Origin of the sequence: Flavobacterium sp. Leaf359 (genome assembly GCF_001423985.1) — a bacterium.
GTDB classification, from domain to species: Bacteria; Bacteroidota; Bacteroidia; order Flavobacteriales; family Flavobacteriaceae; genus Flavobacterium; species Flavobacterium lindanitolerans.
The window spans coordinates 111659-126929 of sequence record NZ_LMPW01000012.1; the positions used below are offsets into that span (position 1 = coordinate 111659).

The 15271-nt window shown below is 37.6% G+C and carries 12 protein-coding genes; 7 read left to right on the plus strand and 5 right to left on the minus strand.

Annotated elements, in window-relative coordinates; translation table 11 throughout:
* Window positions 1–146 precede the first annotated feature (146 nt).
* The 6 genes from ASG38_RS08815 to ASG38_RS08840 all read left to right on the plus strand — a co-directional run bounded on the left by ASG38_RS08815 (window position 147) and on the right by ASG38_RS08840 (window position 9410).
* Window positions 147–2117, plus strand: a complete 1971-nt coding sequence (locus ASG38_RS08815; RefSeq protein ID WP_056069344.1) for a peptidylprolyl isomerase — start codon at window positions 147–149, stop codon at window positions 2115–2117.
* The gene (locus ASG38_RS08820; protein WP_056069348.1) at window positions 2118–2963 is read left to right on the plus strand and encodes a hypothetical protein; all 846 of its coding nucleotides are present in this window, start codon (window positions 2118–2120) and stop codon (window positions 2961–2963) included. It begins immediately after the preceding gene.
* Window positions 2926–4356 (plus strand): peptidylprolyl isomerase, encoded by a 1431-nt coding sequence (locus ASG38_RS08825; protein ID WP_056069351.1) that lies wholly within the window; start codon window positions 2926–2928, stop codon window positions 4354–4356. The genes ASG38_RS08820 and ASG38_RS08825 overlap by 38 nt, the downstream gene beginning before the upstream one ends.
* A gap of 48 nt (window positions 4357–4404) precedes the next feature.
* Window positions 4405–5358 carry a MoxR family ATPase gene (locus ASG38_RS08830; protein WP_056069354.1) on the plus strand — a complete coding sequence of 318 codons (954 nt, stop codon included), beginning with the start codon at window positions 4405–4407 and terminating at the stop codon, window positions 5356–5358.
* Window positions 5359–5698: 340 nt separating this feature from the next.
* Complete coding sequence (locus tag ASG38_RS08835) at window positions 5699–6826, plus strand: acyltransferase (protein WP_157486130.1); 1128 nt, start codon at window positions 5699–5701, stop codon at window positions 6824–6826.
* Window positions 6827–7142: 316 nt separating this feature from the next.
* On the plus strand, window positions 7143–9410 hold the full coding sequence (locus ASG38_RS08840) for an aconitate hydratase (protein WP_056069359.1): 2268 nt from the start codon (window positions 7143–7145) through the stop codon (window positions 9408–9410).
* 49 nt (window positions 9411–9459) lie between these two features.
* On the opposite strand, the gene ASG38_RS08845 is transcribed toward ASG38_RS08840, so the two are convergent.
* The 5 genes from ASG38_RS08845 to ASG38_RS08865 all read right to left on the minus strand — a co-directional run bounded on the left by ASG38_RS08845 (window position 9460) and on the right by ASG38_RS08865 (window position 14303).
* On the minus strand, window positions 9460–9873 hold the full coding sequence (locus tag ASG38_RS08845; RefSeq protein WP_056069362.1) for a DUF1801 domain-containing protein: 414 nt from the start codon (window positions 9871–9873) through the stop codon (window positions 9460–9462).
* A 17-nt stretch (window positions 9874–9890) separates the two neighbouring features.
* Window positions 9891–10358 carry an OsmC family protein gene (locus ASG38_RS08850; RefSeq protein ID WP_056069365.1) on the minus strand — a complete coding sequence of 156 codons (468 nt, stop codon included), beginning with the start codon at window positions 10356–10358 and terminating at the stop codon, window positions 9891–9893.
* Window positions 10359–10414: 56 nt separating this feature from the next.
* Entirely contained in the window at window positions 10415–11092 is a 678-nt protein-coding gene (locus tag ASG38_RS08855) for a hypothetical protein (protein ID WP_121366397.1), read from the minus strand.
* Between the two features lie 163 nt (window positions 11093–11255).
* On the minus strand, window positions 11256–12704 hold the full coding sequence (locus ASG38_RS08860; RefSeq protein WP_056069371.1) for a glyceraldehyde-3-phosphate dehydrogenase: 1449 nt from the start codon (window positions 12702–12704) through the stop codon (window positions 11256–11258).
* A gap of 186 nt (window positions 12705–12890) precedes the next feature.
* Window positions 12891–14303 carry a S1C family serine protease gene (locus ASG38_RS08865; protein WP_056069374.1) on the minus strand — a complete coding sequence of 471 codons (1413 nt, stop codon included), beginning with the start codon at window positions 14301–14303 and terminating at the stop codon, window positions 12891–12893.
* 181 nt (window positions 14304–14484) lie between these two features.
* Here ASG38_RS08865 and dapF point away from each other — a divergent pair, with 181 nt between their 5' ends.
* Complete coding sequence (gene dapF / locus ASG38_RS08870; protein ID WP_056069377.1) at window positions 14485–15267, plus strand: diaminopimelate epimerase; 783 nt, start codon at window positions 14485–14487, stop codon at window positions 15265–15267.
* Window positions 15268–15271 lie beyond the last annotated feature (4 nt).

Genomic DNA, 15271 nt, shown 5'->3' on the forward strand with positions numbered 1-15271 from the left:
TCCCAATACATGAAAATATCGCTAATAATTTGTTAATAAATTTTTGTTAATAGTAAGGCCCGTACTTGTTTAATGCGTTTGAATTGTTACTTTTGTTGATTGCTATTCAGGCGTTAAATTAATTCCCAACTTATAGAATTTACATAATGAAATTAAAACAATTGTTCTTCGGAGTACTGCTTTCCGCAAGTTTTACGAGTTTTGCTCAAAATAACAATAAGGAAGTTTTATTTACAATTGACGGTAAGCCTTATTATACCGACGAATTTGCAAGGGTTTACAATAAAAATATTGATTTGGTAAAAGACGAATCCCAAAAAGATTTAAATCAATATCTGGACTTATTTGTAGGTTATAAGTTGAAAATTAATAAAGCCAATAAGCTGGGACTTCAAAACGGACAGGCCTATCAGGCGGAATTAAAGTCATACAGAAACCAACTTTCAAAAAATTATCTTACGGATTCCAAGGTTACACAGGAATTAATCGAAGAAGCCTACCAAAGGTCACAGAAAGAAATCAAGGCAGCCCACATCTTGTTTATGGTAGATGAGAATGCTTCGCCGGAAGATACTCTTAAAGCCTATAAAAAAGCAGTTGAGGTTAGGGAAAAAGCCTTGAAAGGTGAAAACTTTGGTGACCTGGCTGTTAAATATTCCGAAGATCCTTCAGCGAAAGAAAATAAAGGAGAGTTAGGTTATTTTTCAGCTTTCAGAATGGTATATCCATTTGAATCTGCAGCCTACAAAACTCAAAAAGGGCACATATCAAAAATTGTGAGAACCCGTTTTGGTTACCACATAATAAAAGTGGAAGACATCAGAGATAACCGTGGCGAACTTACAGTTGCCCATATCATGATTTTAAAACCAAACAACCAAAACCCTGAAGAAGCAGAAAAAGCAAAGGCTACAATTCAGGATATCTATAAAAAACTACAGCAGGGCGAAAACTTCGAAAGCCTTGCCAAGCAATTTTCTCAAGACAAATCGTCGGCTTCAAAAGGTGGAGTGCTGAATCGTTTTGGTTCAGGACAATTAAGTTCTGAAGAATTTGAAGACGCAGCATTCGCATTGAAAAACCCGAACGATTATTCAGCTCCGGTAGAAAGTAATTTTGGATGGCACATCATTAAGCTAATCGAAAAACATCCGCTTAAAACAGCGCAGGAAATGCAGTCAGAACTGGATGGTAAAATCAGAAAAGACGAGCGTTCACGACTGATTACAAATTCACTGACTGAAAAGCTGAAAAAGAAATACTCAATAAAAAGAAATGACAAGCTGTTTGCTGCAATTTCAAAAACAGTAAATGATAAATTCTATACGGGTGACTGGAAACTTCCGGAAAACATGAAGCCTTTTGAAGGAAACCTGGTTACAATAGATAAGAAGACAATATCAGGAGATGAATTTCTTAAATATTTGGTTGCACAACAAAGAGGTGAAAACACAATCAGACCAATCAGTAAACTGGTAGAGAAAAAATACCAGGAGTATGTAGATGCGAAAGTCAATGAGTTGTACAATAACAATCTTGAAAATGAATTCCCTGATTTTGCTGCTGTGATGGAAGAATACCGTGACGGACTGTTGCTTTTTGACCTGATGGAAAAAGAAATCTGGGAAAAGGCAAAAACGGATACGATTGGTTTGCAGAATTTTTATGAAGCCAGAAAAAATAATTACCGTTGGGGGAATAGGGTAGATGCACTGATTCTTTCTTCAACAAAAATGGATATGGCTAAAAAAGCACAAAAATTGTTGAAACAAGGAAAATCAGCTGAATTTATCAAGGAAAAATTCAACCAGAACGGCAAAGTTGAGGTAATGTCAAATGCCGGAATATTTGAAGAAAACAGTGATGCTCTGCCAAAAGGCCTTGAAAAGAAAGACGGTGTTTCCGGAATTATAAAAGATGGTGAGTATTATTTTGTTGTCAAAATAAACAAGCATCTTGAAGCTGGTCCAAAAACATTGGAAGAGGCAAAAGGAAAAGTTGTGAACGATTACCAACAATATCTTGAAGAAAAATGGGTTAGTGATTTGAAACAGGAATTCAAGGTAGATGTTAACCAGCCTGCTTTTGAAAAGGTGAAAAAGCAGATAAAGTCGTAAATGAAGAAGTATGCAGTCATAGGATTGCTGTCGTTTTTTGCTTCATGTAATACCAAACCGGAAGCAAAACCACAAGCCATTGCCAGAGTAAATGACTCATACTTGTTTAAGGATGAAATTAAGGACCTGGTGCCGCCGGGAACTTCAAAAGAAGACAGTATAGTAATTGTCAGGAATTTCATCGACCGTTGGGCATCACAGAAATTGATGATGAATGCGGCAGAGCTTAATTTGAGTGCTGACAAGCAGGCAGAATATAATGGACTTATCAGGCAGTATAAAATTGATCTTTATACAAAAGGTTATTTGGAAGAATTAGTAAAGACTACAGTAGACACAACAATTACTGAAGCAGAGCTAAAAGAATATTATAAACAGAATAAGGAAAATTTCAAGACAGACGGAACTTTGGTAAAACTGCGTTATATACAATTGCCAAAAGACCACCCGAAATTTCAAACCATAAAAAGCAAATTTTTTGACTACAGAAAATCAGACAGGAAATTTTGGGATACTTATGGAATGCAGTTCAAAAGTTTTGTGTTGAATGATTCTGTCTGGGTTGAAATGAATCAGGTGTATCGTAAACTGCCTTTCATTACTCCAGACAACAGGTCGCAATATATTGCTGCAGGGAAAGCAATAGAAAAACAGGATTCTTTAGAAGTATATCTTGTGAAAGTCACAAACGTTTTGGATAAAAATCAAGTGAGCCCATACGAATATATAAAGCCGACACTGGAACAGGTGATTTTAAACAAAAGAAAATTAGAATTAATAAAAAAAATTGAAAAAGACATTACTGATGATGCCATTAAAAATGAGAAGTATGAAATCTATAATTAAGAATGCCTGTCTGATTTTTGGCTTTGCAGCATTTTTTAATGCCGTAAATGCACAGGAAATCATTCAGAACGATACTGTAAAAAAGGTCGTTCCGAAGCCTGTAAGCCAGAAACAGAAGATTGATGGAGTGATTGGCGTTGTGGGAGATTATGTGATTTTAGACTCTGATATCGATATTGCCTATATTGAAATTGCAAACCAGGGTAACCCTGTAAAAGATATTACAAGATGTCAGTTGCTTGGAAAATTGCTGGAAGATAAACTCTATGCACACCAGGCTGTTCAGGACAGTATTGTTGTGACAGATGCTGAAATCAATAGTATGATGCAGGAAAGAATCGATGCTTTTGTAGAGCGTGCCGGTTCGATGGAAAAATTATTAAAGATTTACAACAGGCCAAACGAGGAAGAATTCAGAACCTATTTCTTTGATATCTTGAAAATGGGTAAGCTGACTTCGGAAATGAGAAATAAAATCATTGAAAATGTTGAAATTACTCCGGAAGAAGTAAGGACATTCTTTAGAAAATTTCCTAAAGAAGAATTGCCACAGATTGGTGCGGAAGTAGAAGTATCCCAAATTGTAATCAATCCGGAAGTTACCAAAGAAGAACGTCAGAAAGTAATTGACAAGCTGAATGAATTCAGGAATGATGTAATGGCCGGTAATGGTAGCTTTTTTAGTAAGGCGGTGTTGTACAGTAAAGATGAGGGCACAAAATCTAATGGAGGTTTTATGCGTGTCAACAGAAAAACAAATCTGGTAAAAGAATTTAAGGAAAGAGCTTTTAGTCTTGAAGAAGGACAAATTTCAGAACCTTTTCAGACAGAATACGGATGGCATATTATTCTGGTTGAAAAAATTCGCGGACAGGATGTTGACCTAAGACACATATTGCTGATTCCGAAAATATCTGAGGAAGCCATGCAGGAAGCCAAAGACAAGATTATTGGAATCAGAAATAAAATTGTTAACGGCGAAATTTCATTTGCTGATGCCGCAAGAAATTCTTCTGATGAAAAAGAAACAAGAGCCAATGGAGGTGTATTGATTAATCCTCAAACGCTTGATCCTCGTTTTGACCTGACTAAAATGGATCCGTCATTATATGTACAGATTTCAGATCTTAATGAAGGTCAGGTATCACAACCAATGGTTGACGAAGACAGGTTGGGACGTAAGACATTCAAGCTGATTACCGTTACAAAACGTTATGATGCCCATACAGCAGACTATGCGCAGGATTATCTGAAAATTAAAGATTTGGCTTTGAAAGAAAAACAAATCAAAGCTATCAGCAAATGGACAGATGAAAAAATCAAGGAAACATACATCAAGATTAATGGCGAGTACAGAGATTGCGTTTTTGTAAACAACTGGCTTAAAAAATAATCAGACACATTTAACCGAATCGAATTTTAATAACCAAACAATTATAGAATGTCAGACGTAGCTGCAATACAGAATCTGGTTCAGAAAAGAATAGAGCTTAAAAAAGAAATCTCAAAAATAATTGTTGGACAGGAAGTAGTGGTTGACCAGATCTTGTTGAGCATCTTTTCAGGAGGGCATGCCCTTTTGGTTGGAGTTCCCGGATTGGCAAAAACGCTGATGGTCAATACGATTTCTCAGGCTCTTGGTTTGGATTTCAAACGTATTCAGTTTACGCCGGATTTGATGCCTTCTGATATTCTTGGTAGTGAAATTCTTGATGAAAGCCGTCAGTTTAAATTTATAAAAGGGCCTATTTTCTCAAATATCATTTTGGCAGATGAGATTAACAGGACACCGCCTAAAACACAGGCAGCACTTTTGGAAGCCATGCAGGAAAGGGCGGTAACAATAGCCGGACAGCATTATAAATTATCCCTGCCTTATTTCGTATTGGCAACCCAAAACCCAATTGAGCAGGAAGGAACCTATCCGCTTCCGGAAGCCCAGCTTGACCGTTTTATGTTTGCTATTAAATTAGACTATCCGTCATTTTCTGAAGAAGTACAGGTTGTGAAAAGTACAACGACAGATCAGACAGAAAAAATAAATCCGCTTTTCACAGCACAGGAAATTATCGATTTCCAACACCTTATTCGCCGTATTCCGGTAGCAGATAATGTAATTGAATATGCCGTGACGTTGGTAAGTAAAACACGTCCGGATAATGCGTTATCAAATGATTACGTGAAAAACTATTTAGACTGGGGAGCAGGACCCAGAGCTTCTCAAAACCTGATATTGGCTGCAAAAGCACATGCTGCTTTTAATGGTAAATTTTCCCCGGATATTGAAGATGTAAAAGCAGTTGCAACGGGCATTCTCCGTCACAGGATTATCAAGAACTACAAAGCAGATGCGGAAGGAATTTCGGAAGAAATGATTATCCAGAAATTAATGTAAGTTGTAAAATTTAATTGATTATCAGGAACTTTACACCAAAAGATTCTTATATGTAGATTTTATAGCTTGTCATGTTTTGCGACTCTGCGTGAAATAATTGCTCACAAAGGCGCAGAGTCACAAAAGTATTAAGTCTTATCAAAAAAAAATTATGAAAGTGAGCCTTTTCGGGTTTACTTTTATTTTATATGGATTCTTTAAATCTGTCTAATTATTTTAATCTGTGGCTAACTCCACTATTCTTTTATTTGGTATAAACTACTCGATAGTCATTAAAATTTATATTCTGTAGAAACTATTCACGAATTGTATTTCTATATTTGACAGAAATACAAACACATTGCTAAAGCAAGAACTCAACAATCCGCAACGCATTTTCGGTTTGGACCTCATGAGGGCTGTAGCCATACTTATGGTTCTCAGTTCGCATTGCCTTTGGATTTATCCTGAAAGCAACAGCTTTATTGCGCAACTTTTAAAACTTTTCGGGTTTTTAGGGGTTGAAATTTTCTTCGTTCTCAGTGGTTTTCTTATCGGAAGAATTCTTTTGCAGTCGTATCTCAAGGATGACTTTTCTTTTTCACGGGTCAGGGATTTTTTAAAAAGAAGATGGTTTAGAACATTTCCGAATTATTTTCTGATTCTGCTTGTCAATATACTCATAGCATCTGTTATCGGTTACAAAATAGAGTCGCTGTGGAAGTATTTCTTTTTTGTCCAGAATTTTAGCGGCGCCATGCCTGCTTTCTTTCCGGAATCCTGGAGTCTTGCCGTAGAAGAATGGGCTTATGTTGTACTGCCATTGCTTTTATTACTAATAACACCTTTTGTTGCGTCTAAAAACAAATCCAAATTCTTTATAATCCTTTTGGTTGTGTTATTGGTGTTTTTTTTGTTGGCAAAAATCTTTTGCTATCAAAACACGGTTCATGCCAATCTGAACGACTGGAATCTGTCGTTGAAAGCGGTAGTGATATACCGTTTAGATGCGATTTTTTATGGTGTACTGGCAAGTTGGATATATTGCTGTCACAATAACTTCTGGCAAAAAGGCAAATCATTTTTTTTAATCGCAGGCATTTTCTGTTTCCTGTTTATCTTTTTCGGATTTGGAAAAATACCTTTTACAGAAGAAGGCCTGAACAGGTTTCTCTATATTGTTTACCTTCCTGTCGTCTCTATTTCTATCGCATTTTTTCTGCCTTTTTTATCGGGTTGGAAATCGGAAAAATCAAAATTGAAAAATCCGATTGTCTTTATAAGCCTGATTTCCTATTCTGTATACCTGCTGCATTACAGTGTGATCTTACAGTTAATGAAATATTTTACTGATATTGAAAACTATCCGATGTTGCAAAAACATATATTTACTATTGTCTATCTGCTGCTCACAATATTTTTCAGTTATGGGCTCTATGTTTGGTATGAAAAGCCGATGATGGACCTGAGAGAAAAGTCAAAAAAATAACATTTTTACGAAGCATTTTTTCGCCTTTTTCATGCTCTGTCTGTAATTTAGAAACATTCTTAATTTATAGGGTGCTCTTTAGGTTGGCCTAAATTTCGAATTTGACAAAAAAAAGATTTTAAATTAACAAAAACGGAAAAAATTAATTGGTTTTTAATTATAATTTAATAATAATCATTAAAAATCAGATTTTGGGAATAATAATGTTTCGAAACACCGCTTTTTTTAAAAATCTTTCAAATATGGAGGGAAATGAGTAAATTTGCATTGCAAAGAAACAAACTAAAATATAAATAAAATAGACTAATTACTGATTATGGCTTTTGATATTGAAATGATTAAAAAAGCGTATGGAACAATGGCAGAGCGTGTTGATAAGGCACGTCAATTGGTTGGTCGTCCATTAACGCTTTCAGAAAAGATTTTATACTCACACCTTTGGGAAGGAATGCCTTCTAAGGCTTTCACCAGAGGAAAAGATTATGTTGATTTTGCCCCGGACAGAGTGGCTTGCCAGGATGCTACGGCACAGATGGCATTATTGCAGTTTATGCACGCCGGAAAAAATAAGGTAGCCGTTCCTACAACGGTTCACTGTGATCACTTGATCCAGGCGAAAGTGGATGCTGCAACCGATTTGGCCAGAGCAAAAACACAAAGCAATGAAGTTTTTGATTTCCTTTCATCAGTTTCTGACAAGTACGGAATTGGTTTCTGGAAACCGGGTGCAGGTATTATCCACCAGGTAGTTCTTGAAAATTATGCTTTCCCTGGAGGTATGATGATTGGTACGGATTCTCACACGGTGAACGCCGGTGGTTTAGGAATGCTTGCCATTGGTGTTGGTGGTGCTGATGCTGTAGACGTAATGTCGGGTATGGCCTGGGAATTGAAATTTCCAAAACTGATTGGTGTTAAATTGACAGGAAAATTGTCTGGTTGGACAGCTCCAAAAGACGTAATCCTGAAAGTAGCCGGAATCCTTACTGTAAAAGGAGGAACCGGAGCTATTGTTGAATATTTTGGTGAAGGTGCTACCGCTATGTCTTGTACCGGAAAAGGTACAATCTGTAACATGGGAGCAGAAATCGGAGCCACTACTTCAACTTTTGGTTATGACGATTCAATGCGCCGTTACCTGATTTCTACCGGAAGACCGGATGTGGCAGAAGCTGCAGATAAAGTAGCGCCATATCTTACAGGTGATGCTGAAGTATATGCTAATCCGGAACAATATTTTGATCAGGTAATCGAAATCAACCTTTCTGAATTAGAGCCGCATTTGAATGGTCCTTTCACTCCGGATTTGGCTACGCCAATTTCTAAAATGAAAGAAGAGGCTATCAAAAACAACTGGCCTTTGGAAATTCAGGTAGGTTTGATAGGTTCTTGTACGAACTCTTCTTACGAAGATATTTCACGTGCTGCTTCTTTGGCAAAACAGGTAGCCGATAAAAATTTAAAAACCAAAGCACAATTTACCATTACTCCGGGTTCTGAAGTGGTTCGCTATACAATCGAAAGAGATGGTTTTATCGATACGTTTGATAAAATCGGTGCGACTGTTTTTGCTAACGCTTGCGGACCATGTATTGGAATGTGGGATAGAGAAGGAGCTGAAAAAGAAGAAAGAAATACTATCGTTCACTCTTTCAACCGTAACTTCTCAAAACGTGCGGATGGTAACCCAAATACTTTGGCTTTCGTAGGTTCTCCGGAATTGGTGACAGCTTTGGCTATTGCCGGTGATTTAGGATTCAACCCTATAACAGATAAATTAATCAATGAAGACGGTCAGGAAGTAATGCTTGACGAGCCAACAGGGAACGAACTGCCTCCAAAAGGATTTGATGCAGAAGACCCTGGCTTTCAGGCACCATCTGAAGACGGTTCAGGAGTTCAGGTTATTGTTAGCCCAACTTCAGAAAGATTGCAGTTATTAGCTCCTTTTGAGCCATGGAATGGAGAAAATATCATGGGTGCTAAATTGCTAATCAAAGCTTTCGGAAAATGTACGACAGACCATATCTCTATGGCAGGTCCATGGTTGCGTTTCCGCGGACACTTGGATAATATTTCAAACAATATGCTTATTGGTGCGGTGAATGCCTTTAACCAAAAAACAAATTCTGTGAAGAACCAAATGAATGGAAAATACGATTCAGTTCCTGCGGTTCAAAGAGAATACAAAGCGGCAGGAGTTCCTACTATTGTTGTGGGTGACCATAACTATGGTGAAGGTTCTTCCCGTGAGCACGCTGCAATGGAACCTCGCTTCCTTGGAGTAAAAGCAGTATTGGTAAAATCATTTGCACGTATTCACGAAACTAACCTGAAAAAACAAGGGATGTTGGCACTTACATTTGCAAATGAAGCAGATTACGATAAAATCCAGGAAAACGATACTTTCAATTTCGTAGACCTGAAAGAATTTGCTCCGGGAAAACCACTTACTATTGAGATTTTCCACGATAACGGAACAACAGAAACAATCCTGGCAAACCATACATATAACGAAGGGCAGATTGGATGGTTTGTTGCCGGTTCTGCATTAAACCTGATTGCAGCAGCAGGAAAGGCTTAATTCATAGCCAATCATTTATAAAAAAAACTCCCGATTTATCGGGAGTTTTTTATTTTTCTATCTGGTCCATCCAGTTTCTGATTGCATTCTCTAGATCCTTTTGCCTGCTTTTTGCTTCCTCCAAATTTTTTATCGTGGCTATTTTTCTGCTATCAGAATAATTGCCTTCCAATAGCCCAGAAGTGTCAGTTATTTTGATTCCGGTTGGAAAAACAAGTAAAATTGGCTTGCCGGGGCGGATATTCATAACCAGGATATCCCTTTTGTATTCTTTAGGGTCAAAAGGTTTCATTTCACCCGAATAATAAAAACTGGGAGAATTCCATTTGATATGTTCGCTTATCTCATTATTGATTGCAAGAATAACTTGTCTTAAAAATGTAATCGTTTCGGAAATTGAAGGGTCAAGTTTTTGAATGTATTCAGTGACTTGTTCTTGTTCGCTAAGTTTTGACTTTGCCATATTTTTGATTAGCCTGTTTATATTTTGCTCTGAGGAATATGTTTTACCGGAAAATTGACCGAATTGGCAATAAAACAAAGCTTGTTGGCCATTTTGTGCAACTCATTTGCTTTTTCCAGCATGGAAGAGTCGCTAACTGTCACTATTGGATTTAAAGTGACTTCCGTAAAATGTCCTGAACCATCATTGTTCACGGTCATTTTTCCGGTAGCATTGTCTTCATAATCGGTTACGACTATTCCTGCATTGACGCATACATGCAGATATGACATCATGTGGCAGGCAGAAAGTGAAGCCAGCAAAAGATCTTCGGGGTTATGAACGGTTTTATCGCCATGAAAAACAGGGTCAGACGAACCTTTTATCTCGACTTTGTTGTCAATAAGAATTACATGGCTTCTTTCGTAAGCCCTGTAACCGGATGTTCCTGTACCATTGTTTCCGGTCCAGCGGACAGTCAGTTTGTAGTTGTGTTCTGGGTGCATTTGTGAAGTTTAAAAATCATTGTCTCACAAATTTAACCATTTTTAATATAGCTTCTTTATCTTACCTGATGAATAGTAAAATAGGATTCTTCGCCGCCAGATAATATTCCCACGGTAAGAACTCCTCCGCTAAAACCTCTGAAGGTCACTGTATCGCCAGTATTCAGCTGCATTAAGGTCTGTATGGATCGGTTAGGCGGATTGATGTTTATTCCCAGCAGCTGCACATTCATATAGCTTTCCCTTACATTGACGACGCCGTTTTTAAATATAGCCAGGCCAAAATCTCCGGCAGCTACAAGACCCGGACTGGCTTTAATAGCAGCATATACGGAATAGATTCCGGGCTGTTTTGCAGTAAAGGTATTGGTTGTAGTGTTGTATTCGTTATTGGTATCAAATTCTATTGTATTGAAAGGTATTGTAGTGTATGCATTTGCTAAAATACTTATATTGATTAATGCCGGACTGCCTGATGCAAATCCACCTTTGATAAAAGTCTTAAGGTGACTTTCAATAACACTTTTCGATGATATTCTTTGTGCATTGCCCATAGCATCTACTACAAGTATAGAGTCTTTTGCAGCCGTTGCACGCGTATTGCTGGTAGTGCTTCGTAACCTGAAATTACCGTTGACGTCTAACATAGCAGTTGGGTCGGTTGTGCCTATTCCTACCTGCGAAAATCCAAGTACTGGCAGTAGCATCATGAGATGGAGTAGTATTGATTTCATAACATTTTAGATTTGGGTACTATCAAAGTTATAAAACAATACATTAAATCGCAAAATGAGAATGTTAATATTTAATAAGTTTCATTTCGTGAATTATGTAAATAAAAAAATCCGCCTTATTGCTATGACGGATTTTTTACCAAAATTAAAATTCAAAAAACTACTAATAGTAAGAATACCTTCTTACTTTAGAGATGTATTTCGCTAAGCGAATTACCTGGTGGCTATAGCCATATTCGTTATCATACCAGATGTAGAGAACGATATTTTTTCCATCGGCAGAAACTATGGTTGCGTTACTGTCATAAATTGATGGAGCAGAAGTTCCTACAATGTCAGAAGAAACAAGTTCGTTATTAAGCGAATATTTAATCTGCTCAACAAGTTCTCCTTCCAAAGCATAATGCTTCATAATATTGTTGATTTCTTCAACAGATGTTTCTTTGTTTACTTCAAGATTCAACACTACAAGCGAACCGTTTGGAACAGGAACGCGGATAGCATTGGAAGTCAGTTTTCCGGCAAGGCTAGGCAATGCTTTTGCAACTGCACTTCCGGCGCCTGTTTCAGTAATAACCATGTTTAAGGCAGCGGCTCTGCCACGACGGTATTTTTTATGCATGTTATCAACCAGATTCTGGTCGTTTGTATAGGCATGGATAGTTTCCAAATGTCCTTTTACAACGCCTAAAGTATCTTCAACTGCCTTTAAGATTGGAGTAATAGCATTTGTAGTACAGGATGCGGCAGAGAAGATGTTTACTTCGTCCGGATTGTATTCGTTGTGGTTAACACCATGAACGATGTTTGGAACGCCTTTTCCTGGAGCCGTAAGTAAAACTTTATCAACACCGTTTGATTTCAGGTGTCTGGCCAAAGCTTCCTGTGTTGTGAAAGCACCTGTATTGTCTATTACCAGGGCATCAGAAATTCCATAAGTTGTATAATCGATTTCTTCCGGGCTTCCTGCCGTAATAACGTGAACAGTAGTTCCGTTAATAATCAGGGAATTGTTTTCCGGGTCTGCAGCAACAGAACCCTGGAAGTCACCATGAATAGAGTCATATCTCAAAAGAGAAGCTCTTTTCTCTAAGCTTGTAGCATCATTTTTTTCACGAACCACAATCGCTCTCAATCGCAACTGTGTTCCTTTTCCTGTCTTAGACATCAATTCACGTGCGAGTAGTCTTCCAATACGCCCAAAACCGTATAATACAACATCTTTCGGCTTGTTGTTTGGAAAATCTTTTGCGTTTTTCAATTTGTCAATAACAAAAGCCTTCGCATCATTGTATTTGTTGTCCTCCAGATGGTATTCGTAAGTTAGTTTACCAATATCCAATTTCGCAGGAGGAAGGTCTAAAGATAAGATGGCACGTGCAATTTCAACAGAGTCAAAAACATTAATAGGTTTTCCGACAAATTCTCCGGCATATTCGTGAAGATTGATAATGTCGCTTACATTCGTGTTGATTAGCTGATTTTTGAAAAGAACCAATTCAATAGACTTGTCATACCATAAATCACTAATGATTTTAATGAATTCTACGCCAGCTCTTCTTCTGTCTGCCTGAAAAGAAAGCTCTTTTTCGTATAATGCGGTCTTTGTCATAATGTAAAAAAATGTAGTTTAGTGTGTTGTGCATATTTTGATGGCGCAAAAGTATAGATTTCAAACGTTTTCGTAAAGTATTTTATTAAAAAAATTTACATAAAAAAAGCCAGTTGTGATAACTGGCTTTCTGTGGCAAATATTTTAAGGCATACTTGCATGTTCGGGATAATAAATTGTCAAAATTTAATTTACTTCAACAAAAAATTTCACCAGTACGCCTTGCTTGTTAATCATGGTCAGTTCGACCACTGATTCGTTTGAGAGTTTTTCGTTGAGAATATTTGCGACTGTTTCGGTATCGACAGCCTTGGCATCGTTAATACCTATAAGAATGTTTCCTTTCAAAGCATTATAGTAACGCATGAAATGTTTATTAGTAATGTCTTTTACCTTTACTCCATAGTCAATGTTGAATCGTTTTTTATCGGAAGCGTCAAGGTTTTCAAAAATAATTCCGTTGAGTTCTGCATTGACAAATTCGTTTTTGGTTATGGTTACCGGCACCTGCATTGCTTTTCCGTTTCTGATAAATGTTGCCTTTACCACATCATTTGGACGTTTGGTATTTACGTAGCTGGACAGGTCAACATAACTTGAAATATTGGTGTTGTCTAATTTAATAAGGATATCGCCTTCCTGTATTCCTGCCTTGGCAGCACCGGAATTTTTAACCACTTTCTTTACATAGTAACCTTGAGAGGTAGAAAGCCCCATATCTTTTGTGATAGTGCTGTTCAATTCATAACCTTCCACACCAAAGACACCACGCTGTACATTTCCGTATTCCATAATATCTTCGATGATTTTTCGCGTAATGTTAGAAGGAACTGCAAAAGAATATCCTACATAAGAACCGGTCATTGAAGAAATCATAGTATTGATTCCAATCAGTTCACCTCTTGTATTGACTAAGGCTCCTCCGCTGTTTCCAGGATTTACAGCCGCGTCAGTCTGGATAAAAGACTGAATGCCTCTTTGGTCCAGATTTCTGGCTTTTGCAGAAATAATACCTGCCGTAACTGTTGAGGTCAGATTGTATGGGTTTCCTACTGCAAGTACCCATTCACCCACTTTCACATTGTCTGAATCTCCAAAAATGGCATAGGGAAGTTTTTTACCGGTATCAATTTTAAGTAGGGCAATGTCCATTTTGGAATCGGTTCCTACCAATTTTGCTTTATAGGTTTCTTTGTTGTTCAGGGTCACTTCCAATTCAGATGCATCCTGTATTACGTGGTTATTGGTAACAATATAGCCGTCTTCAGAAATGATAACCCCGGAACCGGTTCCTACCTGTGCCTGTTGCTGGCCTCCTTTATAGCCGTAAAAATATTCCAGCATCGGATTGCTGATGGTTCTGTAAGAAAGATTTTTAACGTGGACTACAGTATGTACTGCATTATCCGCTGCCGCGGTGAAATCAACTGCTTCTGCGCCCAATCCTACATTTTTCGTATAGTTAACGGGGGCAGTTGTCACAACTGATTTTTGATTGTCAGAAAATAAGCCGTCATTTTCAATAAACAGCTTGTAAGCGCCCAAAGTGGTTGCGCCACTTAATAGGGACACTAAGAATAAACCGGAAAATCGTTTCATAGTATTTGTAATTAAGTTATTTAATCGTAAATATATATTGAAAATTGTGCCATGATTTTAAGTTTAACTCCCGATTAACAATGATTAACTTTTCATTAAATATTCCTATTTTTGTTCTGATTAATTTTCTACCCTGGCAGGGTGTTTCAACACCCTGCCAGGGTTAATAAACAAACAAAAAATGCAACTCAACTTCTATAAATATCAAGGAACCGGAAACGATTTCATCATGATTGATAATCGTCAGGGATTATTTTCCAAAAACAATACCAAATTGGTGGAAAGTCTGTGTGACAGGCGTTTCGGGATTGGTGCCGATGGATTGATTTTGCTTGAAAATGACAATTCGACAGATTTCAGAATGGTCTATTATAATTCAGACGGCAATGAGAGTTCTATGTGCGGAAACGGAGGGCGTTGTCTTGTTGCTTTCGCAAAGCGACTTGGTGTTATTGGCGATGAAACTACGTTTGTAGCCACAGACGGATTGCACCATGCTACTGTCTTTGAAGATGGAACAGTTTCGTTGCAGATGAAAGATGTAGATGAGGTGAAAATAGAAGAAGGTTATGTATTTCTAAATACGGGTTCACCGCATCATGTGGAGCTGGTAGAAGATTTAAAACATTTTGACGTTAAAGGGAAGGGTGCTGCAATTCGATATGGAGCATTATACGGACAGGCGGGAAGTAATGTTAATTTTGTAAATCAGGAATCAGCTGACACTTTTTCAGTACGCACTTATGAAAGAGGAGTAGAAGATGAGACACTTTCCTGCGGAACCGGTGCAACTGCGGTAGCCATTGCGATGCATGCTTTGGGCAAAACAAATTCAGATAAAATCCAGCTAAATGTTGAAGGCGGTAAACTTGAAGTTTCCTTTGTTCCAGAAGGCGGAAAATATACAGACGTTTTCTTAAAAGGGCCTGCCACTTTTGTCTTTGGCGGAAATATTACAATTTAATAAA